General features: G+C 64.3%; 23 protein-coding genes and 1 pseudogene. 11 read left to right on the top strand and 13 right to left on the bottom strand.

All coding sequences use genetic code 11. The features are described 5' to 3' along the window. Nucleotides 1-349 precede the first annotated feature (349 nt). The 4 genes from OKW38_RS18150 to OKW38_RS18135 form a co-directional block, all read right to left on the bottom strand. Nucleotides 350-1,741 (bottom strand): amino acid permease, encoded by a 1,392-nt coding sequence (locus tag OKW38_RS18150; protein WP_429362569.1) that lies wholly within the window; start codon nt 1,739-1,741, stop codon nt 350-352. A 300-nt stretch (nt 1,742-2,041) separates the two neighbouring features. After that, nucleotides 2,042-2,698 (bottom strand): response regulator transcription factor RqpR, encoded by a 657-nt coding sequence (rqpR, locus tag OKW38_RS18145; RefSeq protein WP_090802643.1) that lies wholly within the window; start codon nt 2,696-2,698, stop codon nt 2,042-2,044. A 10-nt stretch (nt 2,699-2,708) separates the two neighbouring features. Next, nucleotides 2,709-3,596, bottom strand: coding sequence for a sensor histidine kinase (locus tag OKW38_RS18140; protein ID WP_090802645.1), 888 nt, complete (start codon nt 3,594-3,596; stop codon nt 2,709-2,711). A 408-nt stretch (nt 3,597-4,004) separates the two neighbouring features. Beyond that, nucleotides 4,005-4,775 carry a ferredoxin--NADP reductase gene (locus OKW38_RS18135; RefSeq protein ID WP_429362567.1) on the bottom strand — a complete coding sequence of 257 codons (771 nt, stop codon included), beginning with the start codon at nt 4,773-4,775 and terminating at the stop codon, nt 4,005-4,007. A gap of 589 nt (nt 4,776-5,364) precedes the next feature. On the opposite strand from OKW38_RS18135, the pseudogene OKW38_RS18130 reads away from it, so the two are divergent. Further along, nucleotides 5,365-5,946: pseudogene (locus OKW38_RS18130) on the top strand (hypothetical protein); the annotation flags it as partial. Between the two features lie 99 nt (nt 5,947-6,045). On the opposite strand, the gene OKW38_RS18125 reads toward OKW38_RS18130, so the two are convergent. Then, a complete protein-coding gene (locus OKW38_RS18125; RefSeq protein ID WP_090802646.1) occupies nt 6,046-7,098 on the bottom strand; it encodes a LacI family DNA-binding transcriptional regulator in 1,053 nt (350 codons plus the stop codon). 340 nt (nt 7,099-7,438) lie between these two features. On the opposite strand from OKW38_RS18125, the gene OKW38_RS18120 reads away from it, so the two are divergent. Then, nucleotides 7,439-8,443, top strand: a complete 1,005-nt coding sequence (locus OKW38_RS18120) for an aldose 1-epimerase (protein ID WP_429362565.1) — start codon at nt 7,439-7,441, stop codon at nt 8,441-8,443. Nucleotides 8,444-8,489: 46 nt separating this feature from the next. On the opposite strand, the gene OKW38_RS18115 is transcribed toward OKW38_RS18120, so the two are convergent. Both OKW38_RS18115 and OKW38_RS18110 read right to left on the bottom strand, forming a co-directional pair. Then, complete coding sequence (locus tag OKW38_RS18115; RefSeq protein WP_184060845.1) at nt 8,490-9,287, bottom strand: endonuclease/exonuclease/phosphatase family protein; 798 nt, start codon at nt 9,285-9,287, stop codon at nt 8,490-8,492. Between the two features lie 54 nt (nt 9,288-9,341). Continuing rightward, entirely contained in the window at nt 9,342-9,902 is a 561-nt protein-coding gene (locus OKW38_RS18110; RefSeq protein WP_429362563.1) for a hypothetical protein, read from the bottom strand. 270 nt (nt 9,903-10,172) lie between these two features. Here OKW38_RS18110 and OKW38_RS18105 point away from each other — a divergent pair, with 270 nt between their 5' ends. The 3 genes from OKW38_RS18105 (at nt 10,173) to OKW38_RS18095 (ending at nt 13,057) form a co-directional block, all read left to right on the top strand. Continuing rightward, nucleotides 10,173-11,150, top strand: coding sequence for an AAA family ATPase (locus OKW38_RS18105; protein ID WP_187612068.1), 978 nt, complete (start codon nt 10,173-10,175; stop codon nt 11,148-11,150). Nucleotides 11,151-11,506: 356 nt separating this feature from the next. Beyond that, complete coding sequence (locus OKW38_RS18100) at nt 11,507-12,613, top strand: NAD(P)/FAD-dependent oxidoreductase (RefSeq protein WP_090802654.1); 1,107 nt, start codon at nt 11,507-11,509, stop codon at nt 12,611-12,613. 132 nt (nt 12,614-12,745) lie between these two features. Beyond that, nucleotides 12,746-13,057 carry a high-potential iron-sulfur protein gene (locus OKW38_RS18095; protein ID WP_090802655.1) on the top strand — a complete coding sequence of 104 codons (312 nt, stop codon included), beginning with the start codon at nt 12,746-12,748 and terminating at the stop codon, nt 13,055-13,057. Nucleotides 13,058-13,122: 65 nt separating this feature from the next. Here the strand turns inward: OKW38_RS18095 and OKW38_RS18090 are convergent, their stop codons facing one another. Together OKW38_RS18090 and OKW38_RS18085 are read right to left on the bottom strand one after the other, a co-directional pair. Continuing rightward, a complete protein-coding gene (locus OKW38_RS18090) occupies nt 13,123-14,679 on the bottom strand; it encodes an amidase (protein WP_429362561.1) in 1,557 nt (518 codons plus the stop codon). A 242-nt stretch (nt 14,680-14,921) separates the two neighbouring features. Beyond that, nucleotides 14,922-15,620 carry a dienelactone hydrolase family protein gene (locus OKW38_RS18085; RefSeq protein WP_090805544.1) on the bottom strand — a complete coding sequence of 233 codons (699 nt, stop codon included), beginning with the start codon at nt 15,618-15,620 and terminating at the stop codon, nt 14,922-14,924. Nucleotides 15,621-15,941: 321 nt separating this feature from the next. Between OKW38_RS18085 and OKW38_RS18080 the strand changes: the two genes are divergently transcribed. Next, nucleotides 15,942-17,045 carry an NAD(P)H-dependent flavin oxidoreductase gene (locus tag OKW38_RS18080; protein WP_429362559.1) on the top strand — a complete coding sequence of 368 codons (1,104 nt, stop codon included), beginning with the start codon at nt 15,942-15,944 and terminating at the stop codon, nt 17,043-17,045. 451 nt (nt 17,046-17,496) lie between these two features. After that, the gene (locus OKW38_RS18075; RefSeq protein ID WP_090802659.1) at nt 17,497-18,642 is read left to right on the top strand and encodes a branched-chain amino acid ABC transporter substrate-binding protein; all 1,146 of its coding nucleotides are present in this window, start codon (nt 17,497-17,499) and stop codon (nt 18,640-18,642) included. 106 nt (nt 18,643-18,748) lie between these two features. Here the strand turns inward: OKW38_RS18075 and OKW38_RS18070 are convergent, their stop codons facing one another. Continuing rightward, the gene (locus OKW38_RS18070; protein WP_090802661.1) at nt 18,749-19,963 is read right to left on the bottom strand and encodes an MFS transporter; all 1,215 of its coding nucleotides are present in this window, start codon (nt 19,961-19,963) and stop codon (nt 18,749-18,751) included. Between the two features lie 249 nt (nt 19,964-20,212). Here OKW38_RS18070 and OKW38_RS18065 point away from each other — a divergent pair, with 249 nt between their 5' ends. The 3 genes from OKW38_RS18065 (at nt 20,213) to OKW38_RS18055 (ending at nt 23,149) form a co-directional block, all read left to right on the top strand. Next, the gene (locus OKW38_RS18065) at nt 20,213-20,875 is read left to right on the top strand and encodes a HugZ family protein (RefSeq protein WP_090802662.1); all 663 of its coding nucleotides are present in this window, start codon (nt 20,213-20,215) and stop codon (nt 20,873-20,875) included. Between the two features lie 401 nt (nt 20,876-21,276). After that, the gene (locus tag OKW38_RS18060; protein WP_008921239.1) at nt 21,277-21,579 is read left to right on the top strand and encodes an H-NS family nucleoid-associated regulatory protein; all 303 of its coding nucleotides are present in this window, start codon (nt 21,277-21,279) and stop codon (nt 21,577-21,579) included. Nucleotides 21,580-21,865: 286 nt separating this feature from the next. Continuing rightward, the gene (locus tag OKW38_RS18055; RefSeq protein ID WP_090802664.1) at nt 21,866-23,149 is read left to right on the top strand and encodes a cation diffusion facilitator family transporter; all 1,284 of its coding nucleotides are present in this window, start codon (nt 21,866-21,868) and stop codon (nt 23,147-23,149) included. 63 nt (nt 23,150-23,212) lie between these two features. On the opposite strand, the gene OKW38_RS18050 is transcribed toward OKW38_RS18055, so the two are convergent. From OKW38_RS18050 to OKW38_RS18040, 3 genes are all read right to left on the bottom strand, one after another. Beyond that, complete coding sequence (locus OKW38_RS18050) at nt 23,213-23,671, bottom strand: Lrp/AsnC family transcriptional regulator (protein ID WP_012431468.1); 459 nt, start codon at nt 23,669-23,671, stop codon at nt 23,213-23,215. Between the two features lie 90 nt (nt 23,672-23,761). Further along, a complete protein-coding gene (locus OKW38_RS18045) occupies nt 23,762-24,394 on the bottom strand; it encodes an exonuclease (protein ID WP_090802665.1) in 633 nt (210 codons plus the stop codon). Then, the gene (locus OKW38_RS18040; protein WP_429335604.1) at nt 24,391-25,035 is read right to left on the bottom strand and encodes an MBL fold metallo-hydrolase; all 645 of its coding nucleotides are present in this window, start codon (nt 25,033-25,035) and stop codon (nt 24,391-24,393) included. Before OKW38_RS18040 ends, OKW38_RS18045 begins: the two co-directional genes overlap by 4 nt. 649 nt (nt 25,036-25,684) lie before the next feature. Between OKW38_RS18040 and OKW38_RS18035 the strand changes: the two genes are divergently transcribed. After that, entirely contained in the window at nt 25,685-26,290 is a 606-nt protein-coding gene (locus OKW38_RS18035; RefSeq protein WP_429362557.1) for a septal ring lytic transglycosylase RlpA family protein, read from the top strand. Nucleotides 26,291-26,396 lie beyond the last annotated feature (106 nt).

Raw genomic sequence — 26,396 nt, 5'->3', positions numbered from 1 at the left:
CGATCCCATGCAAGATAGTTGCTGTGGGTGAGACCGGACCTGTGATTGTTATTGCTCCCTGCTTTGCTTCGACTGCGTGCTGACTTCGATTCGCCAGGTCCGATGAGGGTGCTACGGGTTTTACAAATCTGCCGAAAAGTAAAGCACAAATCGCGCGGGCGCGCTATGAGGGGAAGTGTGTTCGGCGCGCGCGAGCGCACGACGAGAACACGGCGGCCACGGAATGGGACGCCGCAAAGACAAGCGCCCCGTCTGCGGAGCATGACGGGGCGCATCGATAGATCAGCGGAAAGCGAGGCCACGCTCGCGAGCATTCAGCTCATTGGCGTGGCTTCATCGAAACGGCGCATTACTTTGCCAGTTTCGAATGACGGCGCGAGTAGCCGAAATAGATGACCATGCCGATCAGCAGCCAGATCACGAACGCGCCCCACGTGATGCCTTGCAGATTCAGCATCAGGAACAGGCACGATGCGACCGCGAGCACCGGCACGACAGGCACGCCAGGGCAACGGAACGCGCGCGGCAGCTCTGGGTGCGTCTTGCGCAGCACGAGCACCGCGATCGACACCATCGAGAACGCCGCGAGCGTGCCGATATTGATCAGCTCAGCCAACACATTGAGCGGCACCAGCGCGCCGATCAGGCCGAAGAAGATGCCGACGAGCCACGTCGTGAAGAACGGCGTCGCGAAACGCGGATGCACTTTCGACAGCTTCGCGGGCAGCAGGCCGTCGCGCGACATCGCGAAGATCACCCGCGTCTGACCGTAGGCCATCACGAGAATCACGGTCAGCATGCCCAGCACGGCGCCGAGGTCGATGAAGCCCGCGACCCAATTCTGCCCCGCGAGTTGCAGCGCGTACGACACCGGGTGCGAAATGCCCATGAACTTCCCGGACGGCACGATGCCGGTGACGACCGCGGCCACGGCCACATACAGCACCGCGCACACGCCGAGCGACGCGATGATGCCGATCGGGAGGTCGCGCTTCGGATTCTTCACTTCTTCGGCCGCCGACGACACCGAGTCGAAGCCGATGAACGCGAAGAACATCACCGCGGCCGCGCCGAACACGCCGCTCCAGCCGTGAGGCATGAACGGGTGCCAGTTGGCCGGCGTGACGTGAAACACGCCGACGCCGATCACGAGCAGCACGACGACGACCTTGATCGCAACCATGATGTTGTTGATTCGCGCGGATTCGCGCACGCCGAGCGACAGCAGCGTGGTGATCGCCATCATCACGAGGAAGGCGGGCAGGTTGAACAGCGTTTCGTGTCCGGGCACGGCGCCCGGGGCTGCGCTCAGCGCCATCGGCAGCGATACGCCGAAGCCCGACAGCAACGACTGCAGATAGCCGGACCAGCCGACCGACACCGCCGAGGTCGCGAGCCCGTACTCGAGCATCAGGTCCCAGCCGATGATCCACGCGGCCAGCTCGCCGAGCGTCGCATACGAGTACGTGTAGATCGAACCGGCGACCGGAATCGTCGATGCGAATTCAGCGTAGGCGAGCGCGGCGAAGCCGCAGGCGATCGCCGCGATCAGGAACGAGATCATCAGCGCGGGACCGGCCTGTAAGGCGCCCGTGCCGGTCAGCACGAAGATGCCGGTGCCGATGATGGCGCCGACGCCGAGGAAAGTCAGGTCGAGCGCGCCCAGCGCCTTTTTCAGGCCGGCGGTCTGGGCGTTCGCCGCAAGCATGTGCTCGACGCTCTTTTTGCGAAACAGGGACATTGGCGTGGGTCTCCAGTGGTGCACGCGTGTTGCGCGCCGAATGTCGGGAAAACCCGCGATTCTAGCGGATGCGTGTCGCCGGGCTGGTTCGCGCGCGGCGCTTTCTGGGCCAAGGCGATGGGCGGAAACTCCCGCCAGGAGGTGATTTCGAGGAGGTCTTGCGGTGCCGGAAGCGGGGCGGCGGTGAAGCTATTTACTGAATAGTCAATTGATGAGGATGGAATCTCTCCGATTGCGCCGGCGCCACGATCGGACGACAGCGGCGCAACGCCGCGGGCACGGCTAGCGGCGCCTGCTGGGCTAGCCCGCCATCGCGGGATTCAGATCGACGAGGCGGTTGCTCATTACATAGAAGGTCAGCTCGGCGTTGTTGCGCAGCTTCATCTTGTCGAGCAGCCGCGTGCGGTACACGCTGACCGTCTTCACCGACAGCGACAGCGCGGCCGCGATATCGGTGAGACGTTTGCCGGACGCGAGCATGCACAGCGTCTGGTACTCCCGATCGGACAGCTTTTCGTGCGGCAACTGCTCGCCGTCGAACGACACGTAGTCGGCGAGCGCCTCGGCCATCTCGGGGCTCACGTACTTGCGGCCCGCCGCGACCTGCTGGATCGCGCCGATCATCTGTGCGGCATCGACCGTCTTCGACAGATAGCCGGACGCGCCGGCTTTGAGCGCGCGCACCGCGTACTGGTCCTCGCGGTACATCGAGAACATCAGCACCGCGACGCGCGGCGCCTTGCGCTTCAGACGCTTGAGCACCTCGACGCCATTCATGTCGGGCAGCGAAATGTCGAGCAGCACGACGTCGAAGCTCTGATGGACGACCAGGTCGAGCGCTTCGGAGCCGCTTTGCGCCTCGGCGACCTCGCGCGCGACGCCGCGATCGAGCAGCAGATGGCGAACGCCCTGGCGGACCACCGCGTGATCTTCGACGATCAGGATGCGCAGGCTCATGGTCGCGGGCTCACGATTGCAGCGCGCGCCGGGCGGCGCGCGGCGTTGGGGCGGCCGTGAGCAGCGCGTGCCACGCGAAGCGGGCCTGGATCAGGGTGCCGCGCGGGGTGATGGCGCCGTTGTTGCCAGCGCCGCTGTCCTCGCCACGACCGACGCTCGTGCGCCTCGCGCTGATTCGCAGCGTGCCGTCGAATGCGGCGCAGCGCGCCTGCATGCCGGCGAGGCCGAAATGATCGCGCGGTTTTTTCTGGCCACCGCGTTCGCGCGCGCCGCGCGGCAGGCCGATGCCATCGTCGCTGACGAGGAGCCTCAGATGACGCGCACCGGTTTCGACGCGCAGGTCGGCGCAGGTCGCGCGCGCGTGCTTCGCGATGTTGTTCAGCGCTTCCTGCGCGACGCGGAACACGGCGAGCGCGGCATCGGCGGGCAGGCGCGCGAGCCGCGCGTCGCCGCTGCAGGTGAAGGTGGTGCGCAAGCCGGTGCGCATGGAGAAGTCGCGGGCCCAGCACTGCAGCGCGCCGGCGAGGCCTGTCTCGAACGACGGCGCGTGCAGTTGCGCGATGGCGTCGCGATTTGCCGCCTGCACGGCGTCGAGCGAACGATTCGCGACCGCGAGCGCGGCCGCGCATTGCGGGGGCGCGTCGGCGGGCAGCCAGGTTTCGATGCCGGCGAGCGCGAAGCGCGTCGCAGTCAGCTCGGCGCCGACGTCGTCGTGCAGCTCGCGCGCGACGTGACGGCGCACGCTTTCCTGCGCGTCGACCAATTCGGCCGACAGCTCGCGTACCCGCGCGCGCAGCCGCTCGATCTCGCGCGCGGCGAGCGATGGCATGTCGAAGCCATCACGCTGCGCGGACGAAGCCAGCGCAGCGTTGAACGGGACGGCAGTCGACGTATCCATGAATTTCCCTCTCAGGAGGCGGAGTGGACGGCGAAGCGGGCACGCGCAGACGGAATCAAAGCCCGCGAATCACGAGGTTTCGCGTCGGACGAAACACGATGGCCCAACGTAACGAAATTTACATTCAGTAACAACTCGGATTGACGACGATCGGTGCATGAGTTCGTCTGATCTCGCGGCGCGATGATATCTCAAAAAGATTAAAAAAGCAGTCGTACCAAGGCTTAGCGCAGAGTCTTCAGAGATTACATGATGTTTACCGCGGACTCGTGCTGTCAGAGGAATTCTGACAGCGAAGGTGACGCAACGCGCTCCGATTTGTAACGGAGCAACAAAAAAAGGAGCCCGGAGACTCCTTTTTTTCGGGAATTCGCGGCGCGCGGGCCGCGAAGAAGAATGCCGGCCGGCTTAGCCGACGAAGGCCTTTTCGACCACGTAATGGCCCGGCTCGTTGTTGCTGCCTTCCTTGAAGCCCGCGTCTTCGAGCAGCTTGCGCGTGTCGCGCAGCATGTGCGGGCTTCCGCACAGCATGACGCGGTCGTCCTCGAGCGAGAAACCCGGCACACCGAGGTCGGCGAACAGCTTTTCGGTTTCGATCAGCTCGGTGATGCGGCCGCGGTTCTGGAACGCTTCGCGCGTGACAGTCGGGTAGTACAGCAGCTTTTCCTGTACGAACTCGCCGAGGTGTTCATGCGCCGGCAGGTGCTCGGTGATGTATTCCTTGTACGCGAGTTCGTCGACGAAACGGCAGGTATGCGTGAGGACCACGCGCTCGTAGCGGTCGTAAATGTCCGGATCCTTGATGATCGACATGAACGGCGCGAGGCCCGTGCCGGTGGACAACAGCCACAGCGTCTTGCCCGGCAGCAGGTTGTCGGCCACCAGCGTGCCGACCGGCTTCTTGCCGATCAGCACTTCGTCGCCGACCTTCAGGTGCTGCAGACGCGATGTGAGCGGGCCGTCCTGCACCTTGATGCTGAGGAATTCGAGATGTTCTTCGTAGTTCGCACTGGCGAGGCTGTATGCGCGCAGCAGCGGCTTGTCCTCGACCTGCAGGCCCACCATCGTGAACTGGCCGTTTTCGAAACGGAACGACGGATCGCGCGTGCAGGTGAAGCTGAAAAGCGTATCGGTCCAGTGATGGACGCTCAGGACGGTTTGTGAATTCAGGTTGCTCATGGCTTCTTGGATAGTGCGAAAACAAAGGCGGCCAGTCGTCTGAGCCGGCCGGCACGGCAAGGGCGATGCTGCGCTGACCCGTGGTCGGGACTCCCGCGCAATCCGTCATTTTACCGTGCCCGCCAGGGCGGCGCCGCGGCGCGGCGCTCGAGCGTGGTAAAGCGGGTTGCCAAACCGGGAAGCGGCGGCGCCGGCTTGCTGGCGCCGCGAAGTACGTTGGCGTGAGTGCGGCCGTGCTTCAGCGGGGTACGGCGATTCGGCGAACGCCGCGAAGGGCGGCTGCCATTGGTTGCCCGGCAGGCGCGAAAGCGACGCGCCGCAAGGGCAACATTTTCAGGATGATACCGAAAGGCGGCGTGCGCTGCAGCATTGACCCTGCTGATAAAACTGGCTAATGGGGAGGAACCCTGCCGGCGCCATCGAGATCGCTTCGCTTTCGACTATCGTTTGCGCGCCGCGATTTTTTGGGGAATACGCCCGACGTTGCCTCGTTTACGCAGGACGCGAGTCGCGCGACGCCAGGCAGTGCGGTGGGTGCGCGACACTCGTCCTGGCGGCTGCGGCCGCCCATGCGAGTAGGAGGTGTCAAATGGAGGCTTCTCGTGCGATATCTGCATCCGGTTCATACACTGGCTTCGACGGGTTGGTGATACGCGCACGCGCATCGCGCCGCGTGCGTCGCGCGCTGTGTCGAGCCGGTCTGCTGGTTTTAGCGTTGGGGACGGTCGGGGCCGAGGCGCAGGAGGCGATTTTGCCGCCGCAGTCGGTGACCTCATCGACCGTTCCGGCCAACGGCGATGTCAATCCGTACGGCATGGCGTTCGTGCCGGCCGGCGTGCCGTCCTGGAGCATGCTCGAACCCGGCGATGTGGTGGTGTCGAATTTCAAGGCGAAGTCGAATCTGCAGGGAACCGGTGCGACGATCGTCAAGCTCGTGTCCAACAGCGATCCGGTGACGTTCTTCCAGGGAAGCAATCTCGGTCTCACGACGGCGCTCGCCGTGCTGAGAAGCGGCTTCGTGCTGATGGGCAATGTGCCGACCACGGATGGCAAGAACGTCGTCGCGCCGGGCTCGCTGCTCGTCACCAATCCTCAGGGCGGGCTCGTCAAGGAACTGAAAGATCCCAACCTGCTGGACGGCCCCTGGGATCTCACCGTGATCGACGGGGGGGCGACGTTGGTTCGCCGGCGAGCGCGCGATTGGCTATGACCCACCGGCGCTGTCTTCCCGACCCGACGTGCCGATTATTCCACTTGAAATTATTATCTATCAATCACTAATAATATTAGTTGTCGCCGCTTTTGCCTCGGTAATTACCCGGACCGAGGTGCGTTCCACCAGCGGTCCGTCGAGCTTGACCGTGCGATGGCGCACCGGCGCGCCGGCTGCGCGGTTGTGCTCTTCCTGCAGCAGCGTTTCGACGGCCCAGCGGCCGAGTTCGTAGTTGGGCAGCACCACCGTCGACAGCGGCGGATGGGTGTGGCGCGCGATTTCCTGGTCGTCGTAGCCGAGCACCGACACGTCCTCGGGCACGCGCAGGCCGAGCTGCTTGAGCGCCTCGATCGCGCCGATCGCGGTCAGGTCGTTGGCGCAGAAGATCGCGGTGGGCGGATTGGCCTCGCGCATCAGCGACAGCGTCAGCTCGAAGCCGAGGCCGGGGCTCCAGTCGCCGTCGCGCACGAGTTCGGCCGCGAAAGGCAGATCGGCGGTCGCGAGCGCGGTGCGGTAGCCCTTCAGGCGGTCTTTCGCGGCGTCCTGCCACGGCTCGCCGTTGATGTAGCCGATGCGCCGGTGGCCGGCCTGCAGCAGGTACTCGGTCGCCAGATGGCCGCCCGCGACCTCGGCCGGCACCACGGACGAGAACGTGCTGTCGCCGGTGTAGCAGTTCAGTAGCACGGTCGGCACCTGCGACAGCGCGCTCGGCGGCGCGACCTTGCGCGTGTAGACGGTCGCATAGATCACACCGAACACGTGCGGATTGGTGAGGACCGTGTCGAGTACCTGTTTTTCGATGTCGGCGTTGCCGTGCGTCGAGTAGACCGCGAGCATCTTGCCGCTCGCGTACGCGGCGTCGCGCGCGCCGTCGATGTTGACGACCGGGTGCGGGCTCGTCGAGATTTCGTCAGCCAGATAGACGATCAGGTTGCGCTCGTCGCTCGATGCCGCTACGGGCGCGCGCAGCGACTGCCGGTAGCCGAGGTCGTGCGCGGCCTTCAGCACCTTGTTGCGGGTCGCATCGGAGAATTTCGCGCCGGCCGCGTTGTTGAGCACGAGCGAAACGGTGGATTGCGACACGCCGGTGAGCTTGGCGATGTCGGTCATGGTGGGACGGCGTTGAGTCGATTTTTTCATTGTGCGGGCCGCGCCGAGGCGGCGCTGAAGCGGGGCAATGCCAGCGGCATCATGCTGCTGACGGTACCACTAATAATATGCGCGCGGCAACGCGCGCTAACCCGCCATTTGGGAATGGAGCGTACGGTCCGTTACCGGCCCTTTTTGAACTAATTTATTACTAGTAATATTGATCAATGGCGCGGTGTCGTGCGATCCTCGCTCGGGGCGGACTGAGGTGGTCCGCCGGCCGCGGGGTGCGCGGCACGTCAAAGGAGATATGAATGCACGTTGATGCCGCTTTCCGCTCGCGGTTTCGCCTCGTCTGACCATGCGCGACGTTTCCCTGAATCCTGCCCGGCCGCGCGAGGCACATGACGTGACTCGATCGGCGACTCAACGCTCATGGCTCGACGATCCCGTGATCGCCGCGCGCCTCGTCACGTTGTCGGCCGGTGCGTTGCGAGCGGTGCTCGCGCCGGACGTTGGCGGCGCGCTCGCGGCGTTCTACGAAGTCACGCCGGAAGGTCCGTTGCACTGGCTGCGGCCAGCGCTGCCGGAAGCGTTCGAAGCGCGCGATCCGCTGCGCATGGCGAGCTTTCCGCTGTTCCCATACTGCAACCGGATTCGCAATGCGCGCTTCGCGTTCGACGGCGCGACGATCGATCTCGCCGGCAACGACCCGCGTTTCGCCCACGCGCTGCATGGCAACGCGTGGCGGCATCCGTGGCGCGTCGGCGCGCGCAGCGAAAGCGCGGTGGACTTGCACTTCGAGCACGAACCGGATGCGAGCGCGACTGGCGACTGGCCGTTTCGCTATCGCGCGCGGCAGCGTATCGAGTTGCGCGGTGGCGCGCTCCACATCACGATGTCCGCGCGGAATCTCGCCGGCCGGCCGATGCCGTTCGGCATGGGCCATCATCCGTACTATCCGCGTACCGCGTCGACGCGCATCCATGCCGACGTTCAGGCCATGTGGCACGCGGACACCGACGTGCTGCCGACGCATCTCGGCCCGCATCCCGCCGTCGACGCATTGCGCGCGGGCATGTCGCCCGATGCGTTCGATCTCGACAACAACTTTTCAAACTGGTCGCGCGTGGCGACGATCGCGTGGCCCGACGAGCGCCGCAATCTGACGATGCGTGCCGACGCGCCGTTCGATCACCTGGTCGTGTTCGCGCCGGTCAACGATCCGCAGCTATGCGTGGAACCGGTCACGAATACGACCGATTGCTTCAACGCGGTTGGTACACAAGAACACGTCGGTGGCTGCGTATTGCAGCCGGGGGAGGAGATCGAAGCGGCGTTGAGCTGGACGCCGCTTCGCGAGTGAGGGTGGACGCGCTTTCCGTTGGCGAAAGCTCAACCAGCAGAAGCGCTCACTCCAGCCGCAACTTCGCCATATACGGCAAATGATCGGACAGCCACGCGGTCTCCTGCGTCGGCTGGATCCATTCGACCGGCTGCATGTCGCGCACGAACATCTTGTCGAGCGACAGCGCCGGCGAGAACGCCGGGAACGTGCGCGCCGGTTCGCCGAGCAGCGTCGCGACTTCCTGCAAGCCATGCTCGCGAAAGAGCGGCACCGAGTCGTTGCGCCAATCGTTGAAATCGCCGGCCAGCACGAGCGGACCGTCGGGGGCTTCCTTCGCGATCCAGTGCGCGATCCAGTCCATCTGCCGCAACCGCGCCGGACGCGTCAGCGCGAGATGCGCACAGAGCAACGTGACGAGTCGTCCGCCGAAGGTCGCACGCGCGACCAGCAGGCCGCGCTTTTCGAAGCGGTGCGCGGAGATGTCCCAGCGGCCGCCGAGATCGAGCGGATGCGGCGACAGGATCGCATTGCCGTGCCGCCATGATGGCTTGAACACGTTCGGGCCGAGCGCGACTTCGAGTTCGAGCGCGCGCGCGATTTCGGTTGCCTGACAGTGCCATACGTCGGTCAGTGGATCGCCCATCGGCGTGCCGAAACTGCTCGCCAATACCGGCGACGGCATACGCCGCGCCATCGCTTCCTGCAGGAAGTATGCGTCCGCGTGGGTCGATTGAACCCAGCGCTGCATCGCCTGCCAGGCCTGAAAACCGAGCGGTGTGCGGCCCTTGTGCAGGTTCCAGCTCACCGCGACAAAATCGTTCGGCGCGAGGCTCTCGCGGATCAGTTCTTCTGGGTTTCGCATGCCGCGTTATCCACGTGTTCTGTTTGAGCGCGTCGGTAAGGCGCGCGGTTCCTGTCAGTTCCGATTGCTGCTGCCGGTCGGGGCGCCATTGCCGCTCATGCCGCCGTTCGTGCCGTTGCCGTTCGCACCGTTGCTCACGACGTTCGCATGCACGCGGTACACGAGGTTCGGATTGTGATCGACGATCGTCCAGCTCGCCCATTGATCCGGCGGCACCACGAGACCCGGGTGGCTCGCGCTCACCTGGCGCGGCTGCGGCGGCAGCTTGCAGCCGATGTCGGTGCGCCGCGCATTGTCGTCCTCGAGCGTTTCCTGCGTGTCGATCGAAAACATCACGCCCTCGGGATCGACGCGCAGCGGCGACACCGTGATCGTGCGTGACAGATCGATGCTGCCGGCCGGCTGGTCCTTGCAGCCGACCTCGTGTTGCACGACCTGGTGATGCGTATCCGTGCGCGCCTGGCCGACGGTCGTGGTGCCGTCGAACGAATCGATCTGCTGGCCATCTTTCACCACCTGCAACTGCCATTGCACGACCTGCTGCGCTGGCTGTTGTTGCGCGTGGGCGAGCAACGAAGCGCCAAGCAGCATGGCCCCGATACTGGTTTTCCACATAAAAAGGATCTCCGCTTACGCGTCGCTTGCGTAGGTGCCTCGTAGCAATTAGAGAGCCATCTTACCCCCGATGGCCGCAACAATTTCTGACACGGTCGACGAGGGCCGGTTCAGCAACACTCCATTCCAGATAAGGATGGGATGCCAGCGATCGTTAGCAGCAGAGCCACATGACTGCTGGCTTGCACGCGTTTGTGTCCTCGCTACACTGGACTCGAACCGGCGCTCACAAGGCGCCGCCGCTGCAGAATCAGCCAAACGGGGTGAGCGATGACGACAGCAATGGTCAAACAGGAAATCGCCGTGGCCTCGTTCAGCCGGGTGTATGACCTCGACGAGGTCGAAAGCGCGCTGAACGGTCTCGGCGAGGGCGCGAACGAGGCGCTGCGCGCGACCTACGAAAAGATGCTGAAAACCGGCAATCTGCGATTCTGCGTGAAGCCGAACCGGATGCCGTCGATCGACGATCTGATCGGCGCGCTGCCCAATTTTTCCGCCCCGCTCGACGACATCCGCAAGCAGGTCGCGCTGTGCCTCGAAACCGAGGACCGGCTCGAACTGATGCCGATCCTGTTGCTCGGCGAGCCCGGCATCGGCAAGACGCATTTCGCGAAGCACCTCGCGCGCCTGCTCGGCACCGCGTACCAATACGTCGCGATGAGTTCGCTGACGGCGGGCTGGATTCTGTCGGGCGCGTCGTCGCAATGGAAGAACGCGAAGCCGGGCAAGGTGTTCGATGCACTCGTGAACGGCAGCTACGCGAACCCGGTGATCGCCGTCGACGAAATCGACAAGGCGAGCGGCGATTCGCAATACGATCCGCTCGGCGCGCTGTACGCGCTACTCGAACACGACACCGCCCAGAGCTTCATCGACGAGTTCGCCGAGATACCGATCAACGCGGGCAACGTGATCTGGATCGCGACCGCCAACGACGAACGCGCGATCCCCGAGCCGATCCTGAACCGCATGAACGTCTACGAGATCTCGCCGCCGGACCACGCCGGCGCGCGACGCATCGCGCAGTCGATCTACGACGAGATCCGCGGCGCGCACAACTGGGGTCTGCGCTTTCCGGGCACGCTTGGCGAAGCGACGCTCGATGTGCTCAAGCGGGCGTCGCCGCGCGAGATGCGCCGCGCGATCCTGAACGGCTTCGGCGCGGCGCGCATCGCGGGACGCGACCAGATCGAGCCCGCCGATATCCGCCTCGATTACGGAAACCGGCGAAAACCGATCGGTTTTTGAGGTTTTCGGTCGGTTTTTTGCACCAAAACGCCGCTTCTCTGGAATTTGGGGAGCTGTCTCGGGAAATTCGTACAGCCTGCGTGGTGAATGCTGCGGCAATTATTGCTATTTTCGATGTGGAGCGCAGAATCGAGCGCAGCTTGCGCCGCCATCGCCTGGTCGGCGCGCACGAACGTTTGTCACTTCTGTCTGTACCGAGTCGTACAATTTCCCGTGGCGGTGATAAAAAGACATAAGCAGACCAGCGGACAGATGCGTTCGACAACAAACGGAACGCGGCGGCGAGGTGCCGTACTTGTCTTCCTTCCATCGGCTGAACGAGGCAGCGCGCGGCCCAATGCGCCGCGTCAACGGATATGGATCAGATCGAATGTGTAGTGATCGGCGCCGGCGTGATCGGCCTCGCGACGGCGCGCGCGCTGGCGGCGCGCGGGCGCGAGGTGATCGTGCTGGAGGCCGCCGACGCCATCGGCGTGGGCACGAGCTCACGCAACAGCGAAGTGATTCACGCGGGCATCTACTATCCGCGCGGATCGCTGAAGGCCACGCTGTGCGTGCGCGGCCGCGAAATGCTGTATGACTATTGCGCCGAGCGCAACGTGCCGCATTCGCGCTGCGGCAAGCTGCTCGTCGCTACGTCGCGCAACCAGATTCCGCAGCTCGAAAGCATCATGGCCAAAGGGCGCGACAACGGCGTGCTCGACCTGATGCGCGTCACCGGCGATCAGGCGCAGGCGCTCGAACCGGCGCTCGAATGCGTGGAGGCGGTGTTTTCGCCGCAGACGGGGATCGTCGATAGTCATCAGTACATGCTCGCGCTGCAAGGCGATGCCGAGCGCGACGGCGCCGTGTACGCGTTCCATGCGCCGGTCGAGGCGATCGAGGCTCACAACGGCCGTTTCACCATCGCGGTCGGCGGTGCGGCGCCCGCCACGATCAGCGCTGCCTGCGTGATCAACAGCGCGGGTCTGCATGCGAACGCACTCGCGCGCAAGATTCGCGGACTCGACTCGCGCCACGTGCCGCCGCTCTACTTCGCGCGCGGCAATTACTTCAGCATCTCGGGGCGCGCGCCGTTCAGCCGCCTGATCTATCCGATGCCGAACGAAGCCGGCCTCGGCGTGCATCTGACGCTCGACCTGGGCGGCCAGGTGCGCTTCGGCCCCGACGTCGAATGGGTCGATGCGATCAATTACGACGTCGATCCGCGTCGCGCGGAGTCGTTTTATGCGGCGATTCGCGCGTACTGGCCGGCCTTGCCCGATGGCGCGTTGCAGCCGGCGTACGCCGGTATTCGTCCGAAGTTGTCCGGCCCGGGCGAGCCCGCCGCGGACTTCATGATCCAGGGGCCGGCCGCGCATGGCGTGCGCGGGCTCGTCAATCTGTTCGGCATCGAGTCACCGGGGTTGACGGCATCGCTTGCGATTGCGCAGCGGGTCTGCGAGCTGAGCGGGCGTCCTTGAGGCCGCGTTTGCACCGTACCGATCCGCTTATCTTTAGCATTTGGAATATCACGGGCGACGGCTACGTTGCTATGCTTGGCGAACGCTGTCATCAGAACGGCGTTGATTCCCATATAAATGGAGTGAGTCCCCATGAGTTCTTCCCGTCGTACGTTTTTGATCGCCAGCATCGGTGTGGCATCGACGCTCGCGCTGTCGCGCCAGGCGTTCGCCGACGCGCCGAAAGTCTCCGAAACCGATCCGACTGCGCAGGCGCTTGGCTACAAGGCGGACGCGAGCAAGGTCGACAAGGCGAAATTCGCCAAATACACGCCTGGCGAGCAATGCAGCAACTGCAGCTTCTTCCAGGGCAAGGCGGGCGACGCCTACGGCGGCTGCCCGATGTTCGCGGGCAAGCAGGTCGCGGCCACGGGATGGTGCAGCGCCTATAACAAGAAGGCCTGATCAAGCCTGCGCGGCGCAAGCCGGGCCGGTTTTTCAAAGCTTCATTGCAGCGGGCCGCTGGACTATTAGCGGCGCGCATTCATCAATGGCGGCCGCTTGTCGAACCACGGCCGTGCCGCCTCGAGTTGCGCGGCGAGTCTGAACAGAGTCGCCTCGCCGCCGGTACGCGCCGCGAACTGCACGCCGATCGGCAGCCCGCGCGCATTCCAGTACAAAGGCACCGACATCGCCGGCTGGCCGCTCAGGTTGAACAACTCCGTGCATCCGGCCCACGCGAACGCCTTGTTCGACGCTTCGAACAGCAGTTTCTTCATCAATCGTTCTAGCGGTATCGTGGCGACCGCGCGCATCTGCATGCGCTCGACCGAGCTTGGTCGCATCTCGCCGATCTTGATCGGCGCGGACGCGAGCGTTGCGCACAACAGCACGTCGTAGCGGTTCAGCAGGTCGGTCAGACGCGCGGTGATGCGGCGCTGTTCGTCGAGCGCGGCCGGCAAGCCCTGCTCGCCGAGCTTGCGGCCGACGTGCGCCATCGCCCATGTCGAAATTTCGAACTCGCCGCGCGTTGGCTTGTGGCCGGTGATGCGCTCCGCGTTCAGCACGAGGTCCTCGGCGGTCACCGACCACAGCGTCAGGAACGCATGACGGACCGCCGCGAAATCGACGCCGAGCGACACCGGCTCCAGACGATGGCCGAGTGAGCTCGCGAGTTGCGCGGCGTCGTCGAGCGCGGCGCGCGCATCGGCCGATAACGACGGCGCGAGCATCGGCTCGGTCACGTAGGCGATCGTCAGCGGTTTGCACGGCTCGCGCGTCGCGCCGAGAAAGGTGCCGGGCGCGCCGCTCGGCCGCTCGGCGTTGCCGGCCAGCAGATCGAGCAGCAACGCGCTGTCGCGCACGCTGCGCGACACGGCGTGATCGATGCCGAGTTCGCCGGCGCTGGCCTGCGCCGCGCGCGGCACGCGACCGCGCGAGGGTTTCAGGCCGAACAGTCCGCAGCACGACGCCGGAATCCGGATCGAGCCGCCGCCGTCCGACGCATGCGCGAGCGGTACGATGCCGGCAGCGACCGCCGCCGCCGCGCCGCCGCTCGAACCGCCCGGCGTGTGATCGATATTCCACGGATTACGGCACGCGCCAAATAGTTCGGGCTCCGTATAAGGCATCTGGCCCAGCTCGGACGTGCTGGTCTTCGCGAAGATATTCAAGCCCGCCGCTTTCGCGAGCGCGACGACCGGCGCATCCTGCGTCGGAATGAAGTGCCGGTAGTGTCGGCTGCCCATTGCCATGGGCAGTCCCGCAACGGGCGCGCCGAGATCCTTGATCAGGAACGGCACGCCGGCGAGCGCGGCGTGGGCGGGGGAGTTGTCCGTTCCGTTCGCGCCGTCGACGGTATTCGCGCGATTCGCGTCTTCGCGCGACGCACGTTGGCGGGCCGCATCGTAGTCCTTCAGAACGACCGCGTTGATCGCGGGATTGACGGCCTCGGTGCGCGAGATCGCGACGTCGATCAATTCGCGCGCGCTGACCTGGCGCGTGCGCACGAGTTCGGCGAGGCCGATGGCGTCATGAGCGAGATAGTCTGATTGCACGTCGGTTGAGCCCTCGCGGTCGGTTGGCATGCTGCGTCGAATTCGTGGCCGGCCATGCACGCGCGACTGGGGCGTTTCGCTCGGCATCGCGTTGCCCCGCCCGGGCGTCGCACATGTGAAAAGACGGCGTGTCGGCCGACACGCCGTCTTGCACAGAGTACCCGAGTTGAGCGCCGACGTGACTCGTGTGAATCCGAGTGCGCACTTCAAATGCGCGAGCGTGCGATCACATGCGCAAGGCGGCGGGGCCGGCTGAATACCGGAACCACGGATTACATCCGCTCGCCGAGGAACGTCAGCGTGCGGCCATGCGCCAATGCCGACGCGTGCTGGTTGTACGACGCACGCTCCGAGCAGTTGAAACCGTGGTCGGCGTTCGGGTAGATGTTGAATTGCACGTCGCCGCGACCCGCGAAGCGCTCCTGAATCTGGCCGATGTCCGACGGCAGAATATGCGCGTCGAGCTCGCCGTAGTGGAACTGCATCGGCACCTTGATGTTCGCGGCTTTGTCGAGATGGTTATGGATGCCGCCGCCGTAGTAGGCGACAGCGGCGTCGACCGAACCGGCCGCCGCGGCCAGATAGGCGAGACGGCCGCCGAAGCAGTAGCCGATCGCCGCGATCTTGCCGGTCACTTCCGGCAGCGCGCGCAAGGCGGCCGCAGCGGCGCCGAGGTCGGCGACCGCGTCGTCGACCTTGGTTTTCTGCATCAGCTCGATGCCCTTTTCGCGATCCTTGCCGTCATACGTCAATTCGACGCGCGGCTGCACGCGCCAGAACACGTCCGGGGCGAGCGCGACATAGCCGTCCTGCGCGTACTGATCCGCGACCGAGCGGATATGGCCGTTCACGCCGAAGATTTCCTGAATGATGATGACGGCCGGTCCCTTGCCGCCCTTCGGCAGCGCGAGGTAGCCGCCGAAACTGTCGTTGCCGGCGGGGATGTCGATCCATCGGGAAGTCGTGCTCATGCTGTTCTCCATTGACTCGCGCGACCGCCGCGCGAGGTCGGTGTGTACGAAACGCTCAAGGCCATGAGGCCCTGCAACGGGCGGTTAGTTTGCCATCAAAAGAATCGCCTTGCAGGGGGGCGGGACGGGGCCTCGCGGGTGATGCGGCGTGCTTCGATTCTCGTCAGGCGATTGAAACGATCTCGATAATTCATTTCTCCGCGATGGCGCGTGTCGGTAAAGTCAGCGCGTGATGGCTCGCGCGTGTCAGCGCATCTCGCGAACATGTTGGCGAGCGCATGAATCAGCACATCGACGGCTTTGCGCCGCAAGGAAACGAACATGAATGAAGGCAGTTTCGTGACGCCGTTCGCCGAGCACTTCCAGATGCGGGTACCCGTCGTGCAGGCGCCGATGGCCGGCGGCGCGACGACGCCGGCGCTCGTCGCGGCGGTATCCAATGCGGGCGGACTTGGTTTTCTCGCGGGAGCGGCGCTCGCGCCCGAGAAGATCGCGAGCGAGGTCGCGGCGATTCGCGCGCTGACCGATCGCCCGTTCGGCGTGAATCTGTTCGTGCTCGATCCGGTCTCGCCCGATGAAGCCACCGTGCGCCGCGCGCTCGACGCAATCGATCCGCTGCGCGCCGATCTCGGCTTGCCGCCGGGACAGCCGCTCGCACGCTATGCGCCTGACTTTCGCGCGCAACTGGAAACGTTGATCGAATTGCGGGTGCCGGTCGCCGGCTTTACGTTCGGACTGCTAGCAGCGGACGAGGTCGAGCGTTTGCACGCGAGCGGCAGCTATGTAGTTGGGACTGCGACGCATGTTGCCGAAGGCATCGCGTGGCGCGATGCGGGCGCCGATGCCGTCGCCGCGCAAGGCGCGGAGGCGGGCGCGCATCGCGGCACGTTCATCGGCGCATTCGAAGATGCGCTGGTCGGCACGATGGCGCTCGTGCCGCAACTGGTCGACGCGACCGGGCTGCCGGTGCTCGCGGCCGGCGGCATCATGGACGGTCGCGGCATCGTCGCGGCACTCGCGCTCGGTGCGCAAGCCGCGGTGATGGACACCGCGTTTCTGACCACCCGCGAGAGCGCGATCCCCGAGGCATGGAAAACCCGCGTGCGCGGCATGTCAGATACCTCGACCACGGTGACGCGCGCGATCACGGGCCGCCACGCGCGCGGCATCCGCAATCCGTTGATACAACGTTTGCGCGAATCGGCGGACAGCATCGCGCCGTATCCGGTGCAAAACGCGTTGACGCAGGAGCTGCGGCAAAACGCGGCGCGTGCGCAGAACGGCGATTACCTGTCGTTGTGGGCGGGGCAGGGTGCGCCGCTTGGCCACACGCGCGCCGAAGCAATTGGCGCGATCGAACTGATGGCGCAGCTCGAGCAGGAATGGCAGGCGGCCTCCGTGCGAATCGCCGCGTTCTTGCGTTGATTGCATGGCCGATTTAAGGCTGATTTAAGTTTTTTACCGCACTCACAATCCTGTGCGGCACGCCACATTTTTGAGTTGAAAAACCCTTCGAATCATATGTGACAGAAGCCGGAAAATGGCTAAATCCGCGCCCGCGGAGAAACTTCCTAATTAGCGGAAACCCGCATGGGCTGGGGCTTTCCGGTTTGCTCGCCCAAGCCACAAGCGGTTCGCCCGGGAACTGCGCTATTAGTGTAGTTCCCACTTTCTCAAAAAATTCCCGCAAATTAATTTGATGGCCTACACTTGCGCGCAAGTACGGTTTGCCAACTGTCACAAACAGTCCGGTAAACGTACTGGCCAAGTGCATGAACGATGCAACCGGCGTGGTCGTCCACGGGACTGAGCGACACGTGTAGGGGAAGCGGGGCACAGGGCGATTACGTTGTTTTGACCGAAACTGGAGACTTACATGAACATCAAGATTCAAAAGCTGTTGCCGATCAGCGCTGCGGCGGTGCTGTTCGCGACGTTGGCAACATCGGCCGCGGCCGACACGGTCGTGAAGATCGGTCACGTCGCGCCGTTGACTGGCGGTATCGCTCACCTGGGTAAAGACAACGAAAACGGCGCACGCCTCGCCATTGAGGAAATCAACGCGAAGGGTCTGACGATCGGCGGCCAGAAGATCACGCTGCAACTCGACGCGCAGGACGACGCGGCCGACCCCCGCACGGCCACGCAGGTTGCGCAGAAGCTCGTCGACGACAAGGTCGTCGCCGTGGTCGGCCACCTGAACTCGGGCACCTCGATCCCGGCATCGAAGATCTATAGCGATGCGGGCATCGTGCAGATCTCGCCGTCGGCAACGAACCCGGCCTACACGCAGCAAGGCTTCAAGACGACCTACCGCGTCGTCGCGACCGATGCTCAGCAAGGCCCGGCTCTCGCGAACTACGCGGCGAAGGGCATGAAGGTGAAGAGCGTCGCGATCGTCGACGACTCGACCGCTTACGGCCAGGGTCTCGCGAACGAATTCGAGAAGACGGCGAAGTCGCTCGGTATGAAGGTCGTGTCGCACGACGCGACGAACGACAAGGCCGTCGACTTCCGCGCGATTCTGACGAAGATCAAGGGTGAAAATCCCGACGCGATCATGTACGGCGGCATGGACGCGACCGGCGGCCCGTTCGCCAAGCAGGCGAAGCAGCTCGGCCTGCGCGCGAAGGTGCTGGCAGGTGACGGCGTGTGTACCGACAAGCTGTCGGACCTGGCCGGCGACGCAACCGACAACATCGTCTGCTCGGAAGCCGGCATGGCGCTCGAAAAGATGGCGGGCGGCAAGGCGTTCGAAACGAAGTACGAGAAGCGCTTCGGCCAGCCGATCCAGATTTACGCGCCGTTCACGTATGACGCGGTGTACATCATCGTCGACGCGATGAAGCGCGCTAACTCGACCGATCCGGCGAAGATCCTGGCAGCGATGCCGACGACCGACTACAAGGGCGTGATCGGCGAAACGACGTTCGACTCGAAGGGCGACCTGCAGCACGGCGTGATCTCGCTGTACGACTACAAGCAAGGCAAGAAGACGCTGCTCGACGTCGTGAAGATGTAAATTCGGTGTGGTCGAAGGCGGCGTCGGGCCGCACTTCGATTTGCCGCCAAAGAGGCACGTGGGCCGTCAGGCTTGCGTGCCTCTTCTTTTTGGCGTTGCGTTTGCGTCAGATCTTCAAACGCCGCAGCACCTTCGGCCCGACGAGCGCGATCATCGCGGCGCACACGGCGACGACCGACAGCCCGATCGTCAGATTGGTCACCTGCGCGACCGCACCGATGATCACCGGTCCGAGCAGCAACCCGAAATAGGCCAGCCCCGCGACGTGCGCGAGCCCCTCGGCCGCGTGGATGCCTTTCACGCTCGCGGCCGCCGCGAACAGCACCGGCATCATGTTCGCGAGGCCCAGGCCGATCAGCGCAAAGCCGGCGAGCGCGGCCACCGGATTCGGCAGCAGCAGCGCGTCGACCATCCCGGCGCAGGCGAGCGCCGCACTGATCATCACGAGTTGCGGCGCGCCGAAGCGGGCGCGCACCGCGTCGCCGGCAAAACGCGCTGCTGCCATGCCGCCGGAAAACGCCGCGTAGGCGGCGCTGGCGAGCGCGGGCGTCGAGAGCACGACATCGCGCATATAGACCGTGGCCCAGTCGTACATCGCGCCTTCGGCGATCAGCGCGACCAGCGCCATCGTGCCGAGCGCCCACAACGCCGGCGAGCGCCAGCGGCTCGCGCGCGGCGTCGCGGCATCGGGATGCTCGGCGTGCGGCACGTGCGGGAGCACCGACGGGCACGCGAGCACCAGCACGAGCGCGCTGGCCGCCGCGGCGAGCGCGAGGTGCACAGCCGGCGCCATGCCGCGCGACAGCAGCGCCCCGCCCACCGCCGCGCCGAACATGCCGCCAAGGCTGAACATCCCATGCAGCGACGACATGATCGGCTTGCCGAGCGCCTTTTCGACGGCGCTCGCTTCGGCGTTCATCGCGACGTCGAGCGTGGCCATGCCCGCGCCGAAGACGGCCAGCACGATCAGCACGATCCAGTACGCCGGCACGACGAGGATCAGCGCGGCGCAGGCGGCCATCGCGAGGCCGCCGGTCAGGCAGGCGCGGCGCGTGCCGACCCGCGCGATCCACGACGCATTGGTCACCATCGCGCCGATCGATCCGCCCGCCACCGCGAACAACGCGAACGACAGCATCGCCGGATTCAGATGGAAGCGGTCGCGCACCGTCGGCACGTGCACGCCCCACGACGCGTACATCATGCCGGCGATGAAAAATACCGCCATCGTGGCAATGCGTGCGCGTTGCCGTGCGGTGACGGACAGATTGCGATGCGCGGCGGGCAGGACGGCGAATTCGGAGGCTTGGTGATCGGGCACGGAGGTCTCGAAGCGAAGTGCGCGAGAAAGCGCATTGAAAGCGGATCTTCGATTCTATCGAAGCGTGGTGGCGAATGCTTGGAGCCGTGGGATCGGGCGCATACGATTGATAGGCTGGGGGATGCAACCTGGCGGTATTGCCGGCTTTCATGCCGTGGCACGCCGCAGTTGGTTTTTGCATTGCCGCGCGGCGGCTTTTCTGCCGCTCACCGCTTTCCGTTCATTCCTAATTCACCGAGGAACGCTCAGTTGAACATTCCGGCTCACGCTCCGCTGCATCTGCTGCACACGGCCACGGTCGGCACGCTCGCCACCCATGCTCGCCAGCCCGAGGGCTTTCCGTATCCGTCGGTGCTGCCGTTCGCGCCGGACGCGCGGCATCGTCCGACGATCCTCGTAAGCCGGCTCGCGGAGCACACGCACAACCTGCACACCGATCCGCGCGCCGGTTTTCTGGCCGTCGACGCACCCGACGGCGACGTGCTGGGCGGCCAGCGCGTCACGCTGCTTGGCCGCTTCGAGCCGGTCGGCTCGAGCCCGGAACTGGCGCGGCGCTACCTGCGCTATCACCCGGACGCGGAGCGCTACCTGATGCTGGGCGATTTCACGTTCTGGATCATGGAGGTCGAGCGGCTGCGCTACATCGGCGGCTTTGGCGCGATGGGCTGGCTCGATGGCGCCGAACTCGATCCGCTGCCGCCGCTTGCAGTCAGCGAGGAGGACGCGCTGATCGCGGAATTCGGTCGCCGGCTGAGTGGCGCGGGCGGCGTCGAATTGCTGGGTGTCGACCGTTATGGCGCCGATCTGAAACGCAACGGCGTGCGCCACCGTTTCGCATTCGATGGCGCCCGGTCCGATACCGGGACATTGCACGCCGCGCTCGAAGTCTGCATCGAGCGGCATGCGGATTAAAGTATTTATCATTTATCGAGAAAACGCGCATGCGCCAGTCGCGACGAACGGGGTCTTTGTCTCAATAGTGCGCGGCTTATCCAAGCCAAAGCTTTCATGCCGTGAAATGTTCGATGTGCAATGGACCGCTCAAGTCTCATTTCTTGATAGTCAAATCGTGTAAATATGCAGATGAGTGGACTTTTTTAGCGACATGCGAAATCAGCGATTAGAAAGGCCGTAGTCCGACCCAAAAGCAGCGCAGGAAACTTTTTGAAACGAATTTAAATTAATTTTTTCCGGTTGCTTATCCAGCCTTTCTATTTTGTGTTAATCTCGCCGTCAAATTCCGAGGCATGAAACCTTCAAAGGCGAGTCGGCAAAAGACCGGCGGTCATTTATCCATACCACAAGGGAAACCTATGTCTTCTTACAAGGAACTGCTCGCGCAGCGCGAGAAGCTCGAAAAGCAGATTGAAGAAGCGAAGTCGCGCGAATACGCGGAAGTCTTGAATGAAATCAAGCAGAAGATGGCGGATTACGGCATTTCGCTGAGCGAACTCGGCGGCGGCCGCGCACCGAAAGGCGCTAAAGCGAGCCGGCCGCGCGCAGGCGTCGCGCCTAAATATCGCGATCCGGAAAGCGGCAGCACGTGGTCGGGTCGCGGCAAGCCGCCGCGCTGGATTGCGGGTCTTGATCGCGAAAAGTTTCTGATCCAGAAGTAATCACGATCAGGCGGGCAGTGAGGGTTGGCCGCACGTAGTACGAATAGCGGCAATCCACCGCGTTTATAGCCTACTGCAGAATCTGAAAAAGCCGCGCACCGTTCAGGGCGCGGTTTTCGTCATTTGCGGCGCCGAGTTTTTTGTCGCATGCGCTTCAGGCAACTGGAACGCGAATGCTTTTCGTTTAGATAAGCGATTGATTTAAAAAGGTTTTTCCCCGATTTTCCCTGCGTGCGCGATTCGCGGCGGGTACAATAACAATAATTGACCTTTCCGCCTCTTCAGCATGCAGTCCGCCGCGATCGCCCAAACCACCGAGAAACAACGCGTTGCGCGCAAAAGTACTTTTGCGAGTATTGCGCTCAATAGCGTGTTGATGACGCTGCAAATCGCCATCGGCACGATCGCGCACTCGCAGGCGCTAGTTGCCGACGGTATCCATTCCCTTGCCGATCTTATTTCCGATTTTGTCGTGCTGATTGCCAATCGGCACAGCGGGGCCAAGCCCGACGCGGATCACAATTACGGGCATAGCCGTTATGAGACGGTGGCGTCGTTATTTCTCGGCGCGCTGCTGATCTCGGTCGGCGTCGGCATGTTGTGGCGCGCCGGTACGCGGCTCGCCGACCTGCAAAATATTCCCCCCGTGCACATGAGCGCGCTCGCGGTCGCGGCGCTCGTGCTGGTCTGCAAGGAAGCGCTGTTTCGCTACATGCTGCGCGAGGCGAAGCGCGTGCGTTCCGCGATGCTGATCGCGAACGCATGGCACGCGCGCTCTGACGCGGCATCGTCGCTGGTGGTGGGGATCGGCGTGATCGGCAGTCTCGCCGGCTTGCGGTTGCTCGACCCGATCGCGGCGGCCATCGTCGGTTTCATGGTCGCGCGCATGGGCTGGACCTTCGGTTGGGACGCGCTGCAGGATCTGTCGGACCGCGCGCTCGACGAAACCGCCGCGGCCGACATGCGCGCATTGCTGATGTCCACCCCCGGCGTGCGTGACGTGCACGAAATGCGTACGCGCAAGATGGGCGATTTCGCGCTCGTCGACGCGCACATTCTGGTCGATCCGATGATTTCGGTATCGGAAGGGCATTACATCGCGGAGTCGGCGCGTCTGCGTGTGCTGACCGACAAGCGCGTGCTCGACGCGCTGATCCACGTCGATCCGGAAAACGATGCGCTCGCGCATCCACCGGTCGATCTGCCGCCGCGGGAGCGCGTGACCGCCGAGGTCGACGCGGCGCTGGCGGCCTGGGGCTTGCAGGCCGCTGGGATAAATCTGCACTACCTGAGCACCGGGCTCGACGTGGAGGTGGTGTTACCGGCGGTGGCGTCCGTTGAAGGGCGCGCTGCGGACGGCCCCGAGGCCGCGCGTCTGCTGGAAAGCGAGGCGCAGTCGCTTGGGCGCGTCGATCTGGAGGCGCTCAAGCGTCGTCTCGGCGCGCGCAAGCTAGACGTGCTGCTGCAACGGGATATCTCGGCCGCGCAAGGCGGTCCGGCGGCGGAACTCCAGACCGGCGTCGCCCCCGGCGCTCGGTCAACTGCCACGGAGCCTCACAACGCCGCCTGAGTCCGACGAGTTTCGGGCATCCGATGCCGCGAACCTTCATGCCGCCCGCGGCGGCGGCATCCGTCACAACGGCAACTGCGTATCGAACTTGATTTCGCGCAGCACGACGCTCGTCCGCACCTGCGCGACGGCTGGAATCTTGAAAATGCGTTCGTGCAGGAAGCTGTCGTACGCCTTGATGTCCGGCGCGACGATCTTCAGGATGTAATCGGATTCACCGGTCGTGCTGTAGCACTCGGTCACTTCGGGGCAGGTGGCGATTTCCCGCTCGAACTGCTCGACGCCGCCTTCGGTGTGGCGCGTCAGATGGATATGCGCGAGCGCGCACACGTGCAAGCCGAGTTTTTCGCGATCGAGCAGCGCCGTGTAGCGCTGGATCACGCCCGACTGTTCCATGTCCTTGATGCGCCGCCAGCACGGCGTGCTCGACAGCCCGACCTGGTCGGAGATTTCCTGCACGGAACGACGTGCGTCGAGCTGCAGTAGGCGCAGGATCTTCTGTGAGAACGTATCGAGTGTCAACTGCGCCTCCGTTAGCGTCGCCGTATCAACGCATGGTAGAGGGCGCGAAAACGAAACGCAATGTAAAACGGCTCTCGCGAGCGAGATTGCCTAATTTACCGGGTCGGGAGCGGCGTTTTGCCCTGAGCCGTCCCCATCATCCTTGCCGTCCCCCGGCAGCTCGGGCTGACGCGCGCGCAAGTCCTTCAGCATGTTGCAAAAGAGGGCACCCTGCTCGATCGCGTCGTCGAGCGCGACGTGCGTGTGCGGATGCTCGTCGAACCAGTGCTTCGGAAAGCGCGGCTTGATGTTCTTGCGGTACGGCAGACCGGTCATCGCGAACGCGAGCGTCTTGATGTCGAGCGCCGACCACGAAAACGGGCAGCGGCCGACGAAGCGCATCATGTACCAGAACATATAGGTGAAGTCGAAGCCGGCGGGCATCGCGACGAACACCGGCTTGCCCGGCAGCGCCTCGACCCATTCGACGTAGGCGGTCAGGGCGGCCTCGGGTTTCTGCAAGTCCTGGCGGCAGGCCGCCCATGCTTCCGGCTGGGTCTTCCACCACGCTTCCTGAACCGGATGCGGCGCTGCGCCTTCGAGCAGTTCGAGATTCGCCGAGAACGTCGCGATCAGCTGCTTGTCTTCGGTGTATGCGGCGGATGCGAAGCTCAGCATCGAGTGCGGGCCGGGGATCGGGCCGTCCGCTTCGACGTCGGTACTCACATAGATTTCGCTGCTCATGCGCCCACTCCGTCGGCGACGTAGGGATTCGTGCGGCGCTCGGCGCCGAACGTCGAGGTCGGGCCGTGGCCGGGCACGAACGTGACGTCGTCGCCGAGCGGCCAGAGTTTGTCGCGGATCGAGCGGATCAGGTCCGCATGATTGCCACGCGGGAAATCCGTGCGGCCGATCGAGCCGGCGAACAGCACGTCGCCAACTAGTGCAAGCCGGTGCGCGCGGCTGAAGAAGACCACATGGCCCGGCGTGTGGCCGGGGCAGTGGTAGACCTCGAGGGTTTCGTCGCCGAATTGCACGGTGTCGCCGTCTTGTAGCCAGCGGTCCGGCTCGAAGGCGTCGGCGGCCGGGAAGCCGAAGCGCGTGCTCTGGTCCGGCAGCATGTCGAGCCAGAAACGTTCGTCGGGATGCGGACCTTCAATCGGCACGCCGTAGTGGCTGGCGAGTGTCTTCGCGCCGGCGCAATGATCGATGTGGCCGTGGGTCAGCAAGACTTTCTCGACGGTCACGTTCTGCCGCGCGATCTCGCGCTGGATCATGTCGAGGTCGCCGCCCGGATCGACGACGGCAGCGCGCCCGGTGGCCTCGCAAACGAGCAGCGAGCAGTTCTGCTGGAACGGCGTGACGGGGATCAGGGTGACTTTCATGGCTGGACGACGCGCTGGAAAAACGTTGATTGTACCGGGCCTCGCGACAGCCTCCACCGCCCATGCGACGGGGCCGGCTCACGGCCCGTCTCGGTCTTTCGTATGTCCATTTTTGCGATAAATGTGAAGATTGATCAAGTTTTTGAGCAGCTCACCATCCCAAAAAAAAGTTTTGGGTATAATGGACTCCATGCACTAGGAATTGTGCTGCCACAAGGCGATGCGTTCCCACAAAAAGGGAATGCCGCTCGCCGTTCAAGTAAGGGCTGTCGGAATGCCGACGGCCATCCAGTATCGATGCGTTCGATGCACACGTCTTGCCCAGCCAGGCGCCGCGCGCCTGCTACGGAATTAATCTCCGTGACGCTGGGTGGGGCCTACGCCGCCGTTCCTGCGCGCTGAGTTGCGCGCGCAAGAACGTGTCATTGCCACGTTCAGTTGGCGGCATGTGGGGTCTGGTCAGGCTGCCGGGGACAGGTTGCGCCAGACGTGAAAATTAACCGTGCGGTAGCGGCTGAGTGAGCCGTATCCGGGCTTTGACGTACTGCGCATTTTCGCGCGGCGCGTTGTCGTCCCTACCGCCGGAGCCGCAAGCAACATACCCAGCAGTTTGCGGGTGACGCGGCTCGACAATGTGATTGCACGTCTTATGAAAACTCGGCTAACCCGTGGTGTAGGGACTCTTTTTGCCTTTTTTGTACTGGTCGGCTGTGCCACGCCTCCGGGCGCGCCCGATACGTCCGCGAACGACACGCCGCAAAGTACAAAGAACACGCACCTGAGCTCTTTCGGACCGCAATCGTTCGGTAGCGCGCCGGCCTCGAGCCCGAGCGCGTCGAACGCGCCCGCGTCGCCGCTGGCTGACGCGCAGCCGCTCACCGACGACGGCGTCGACGTCGCGGACTTCCATCAGATCGGACGCGCGTCATGGTACGGACGCTTCTTCCACGGCCGCCGCACCGCCAATGGCGAGCGTTACGACATGCATGCCCTGACGGCCGCGCATCGCACGCTGCCGCTCGGCTCGTACGTGCGCGTGACCAATCCGGCCAATTCGCGCTCGGTGATCGTACGGATCAACGACCGCGGCCCGTACGCCCGCGGCCGCGTGATCGACCTGTCGATGGCGGCCGCTGCCATGCTCGACATGCGCCACACCGGCACCGCGCGGGTCAAGATCGAAGGGCTCACGCAGCAGGAAGCGCGCGCCGAGCTGAACGAGACGCTCGCGTCGAACTCGGACTCGAACAAGTGATGTGACGTTACGTGGCGATGATGCCGCGTCGGCTGAACCAACCGTCTGCAGAAAATCGAAGGGCCGCGACATGCGGCCCGTTTTCTTTGCCTTCCGCCGTTTACCC

Source organism: Paraburkholderia sp. MM5496-R1, assembly GCF_050436205.1.
GTDB classification, from domain to species: domain Bacteria; phylum Pseudomonadota; class Gammaproteobacteria; order Burkholderiales; family Burkholderiaceae; genus Paraburkholderia; species Paraburkholderia tuberum.
This window is presented reverse-complemented; position numbering and strand designations above follow the sequence as displayed.

Excerpts from the sequence above, each read along its gene's own strand:
- OKW38_RS18150 (WP_429362569.1), bottom strand. The coding sequence starts at position 1,741 with ATGTCCCTGTTTCGCAAAAAGAGCGTCGAGCACATGCTTGCGGCGAAC.
- rqpR (WP_090802643.1), bottom strand. The coding sequence starts at position 2,698 with ATGAGCCTGCGCATCCTGATCGTCGAAGATCACGCGGTGGTCCGCCAG.
- OKW38_RS18140 (WP_090802645.1), bottom strand. The coding sequence starts at position 3,596 with ATGGATACGTCGACTGCCGTCCCGTTCAACGCTGCGCTGGCTTCGTCC.
- OKW38_RS18135 (WP_429362567.1), bottom strand. The coding sequence starts at position 4,775 with ATGAGCAACCTGAATTCACAAACCGTCCTGAGCGTCCATCACTGGACC.
- OKW38_RS18125 (WP_090802646.1), bottom strand. The coding sequence starts at position 7,098 with ATGACCGACATCGCCAAGCTCACCGGCGTGTCGCAATCCACCGTTTCG.
- OKW38_RS18120 (WP_429362565.1), top strand. The coding sequence starts at position 7,439 with ATGCGCGACGTTTCCCTGAATCCTGCCCGGCCGCGCGAGGCACATGAC.
- OKW38_RS18115 (WP_184060845.1), bottom strand. The coding sequence starts at position 9,287 with ATGCGAAACCCAGAAGAACTGATCCGCGAGAGCCTCGCGCCGAACGAT.
- OKW38_RS18110 (WP_429362563.1), bottom strand. The coding sequence starts at position 9,902 with ATGTGGAAAACCAGTATCGGGGCCATGCTGCTTGGCGCTTCGTTGCTC.
- OKW38_RS18105 (WP_187612068.1), top strand. The coding sequence starts at position 10,173 with ATGACGACAGCAATGGTCAAACAGGAAATCGCCGTGGCCTCGTTCAGC.
- OKW38_RS18100 (WP_090802654.1), top strand. The coding sequence starts at position 11,507 with ATGGATCAGATCGAATGTGTAGTGATCGGCGCCGGCGTGATCGGCCTC.
- OKW38_RS18095 (WP_090802655.1), top strand. The coding sequence starts at position 12,746 with ATGAGTTCTTCCCGTCGTACGTTTTTGATCGCCAGCATCGGTGTGGCA.
- OKW38_RS18090 (WP_429362561.1), bottom strand. The coding sequence starts at position 14,679 with ATGCCAACCGACCGCGAGGGCTCAACCGACGTGCAATCAGACTATCTC.
- OKW38_RS18085 (WP_090805544.1), bottom strand. The coding sequence starts at position 15,620 with ATGAGCACGACTTCCCGATGGATCGACATCCCCGCCGGCAACGACAGT.
- OKW38_RS18080 (WP_429362559.1), top strand. The coding sequence starts at position 15,942 with ATGAATGAAGGCAGTTTCGTGACGCCGTTCGCCGAGCACTTCCAGATG.
- OKW38_RS18075 (WP_090802659.1), top strand. The coding sequence starts at position 17,497 with ATGAACATCAAGATTCAAAAGCTGTTGCCGATCAGCGCTGCGGCGGTG.
- OKW38_RS18060 (WP_008921239.1), top strand. The coding sequence starts at position 21,277 with ATGTCTTCTTACAAGGAACTGCTCGCGCAGCGCGAGAAGCTCGAAAAG.
- OKW38_RS18055 (WP_090802664.1), top strand. The coding sequence starts at position 21,866 with ATGCAGTCCGCCGCGATCGCCCAAACCACCGAGAAACAACGCGTTGCG.
- OKW38_RS18045 (WP_090802665.1), bottom strand. The coding sequence starts at position 24,394 with ATGAGCAGCGAAATCTATGTGAGTACCGACGTCGAAGCGGACGGCCCG.
- OKW38_RS18040 (WP_429335604.1), bottom strand. The coding sequence starts at position 25,035 with ATGAAAGTCACCCTGATCCCCGTCACGCCGTTCCAGCAGAACTGCTCG.
- OKW38_RS18035 (WP_429362557.1), top strand. The coding sequence starts at position 25,685 with ATGAAAACTCGGCTAACCCGTGGTGTAGGGACTCTTTTTGCCTTTTTT.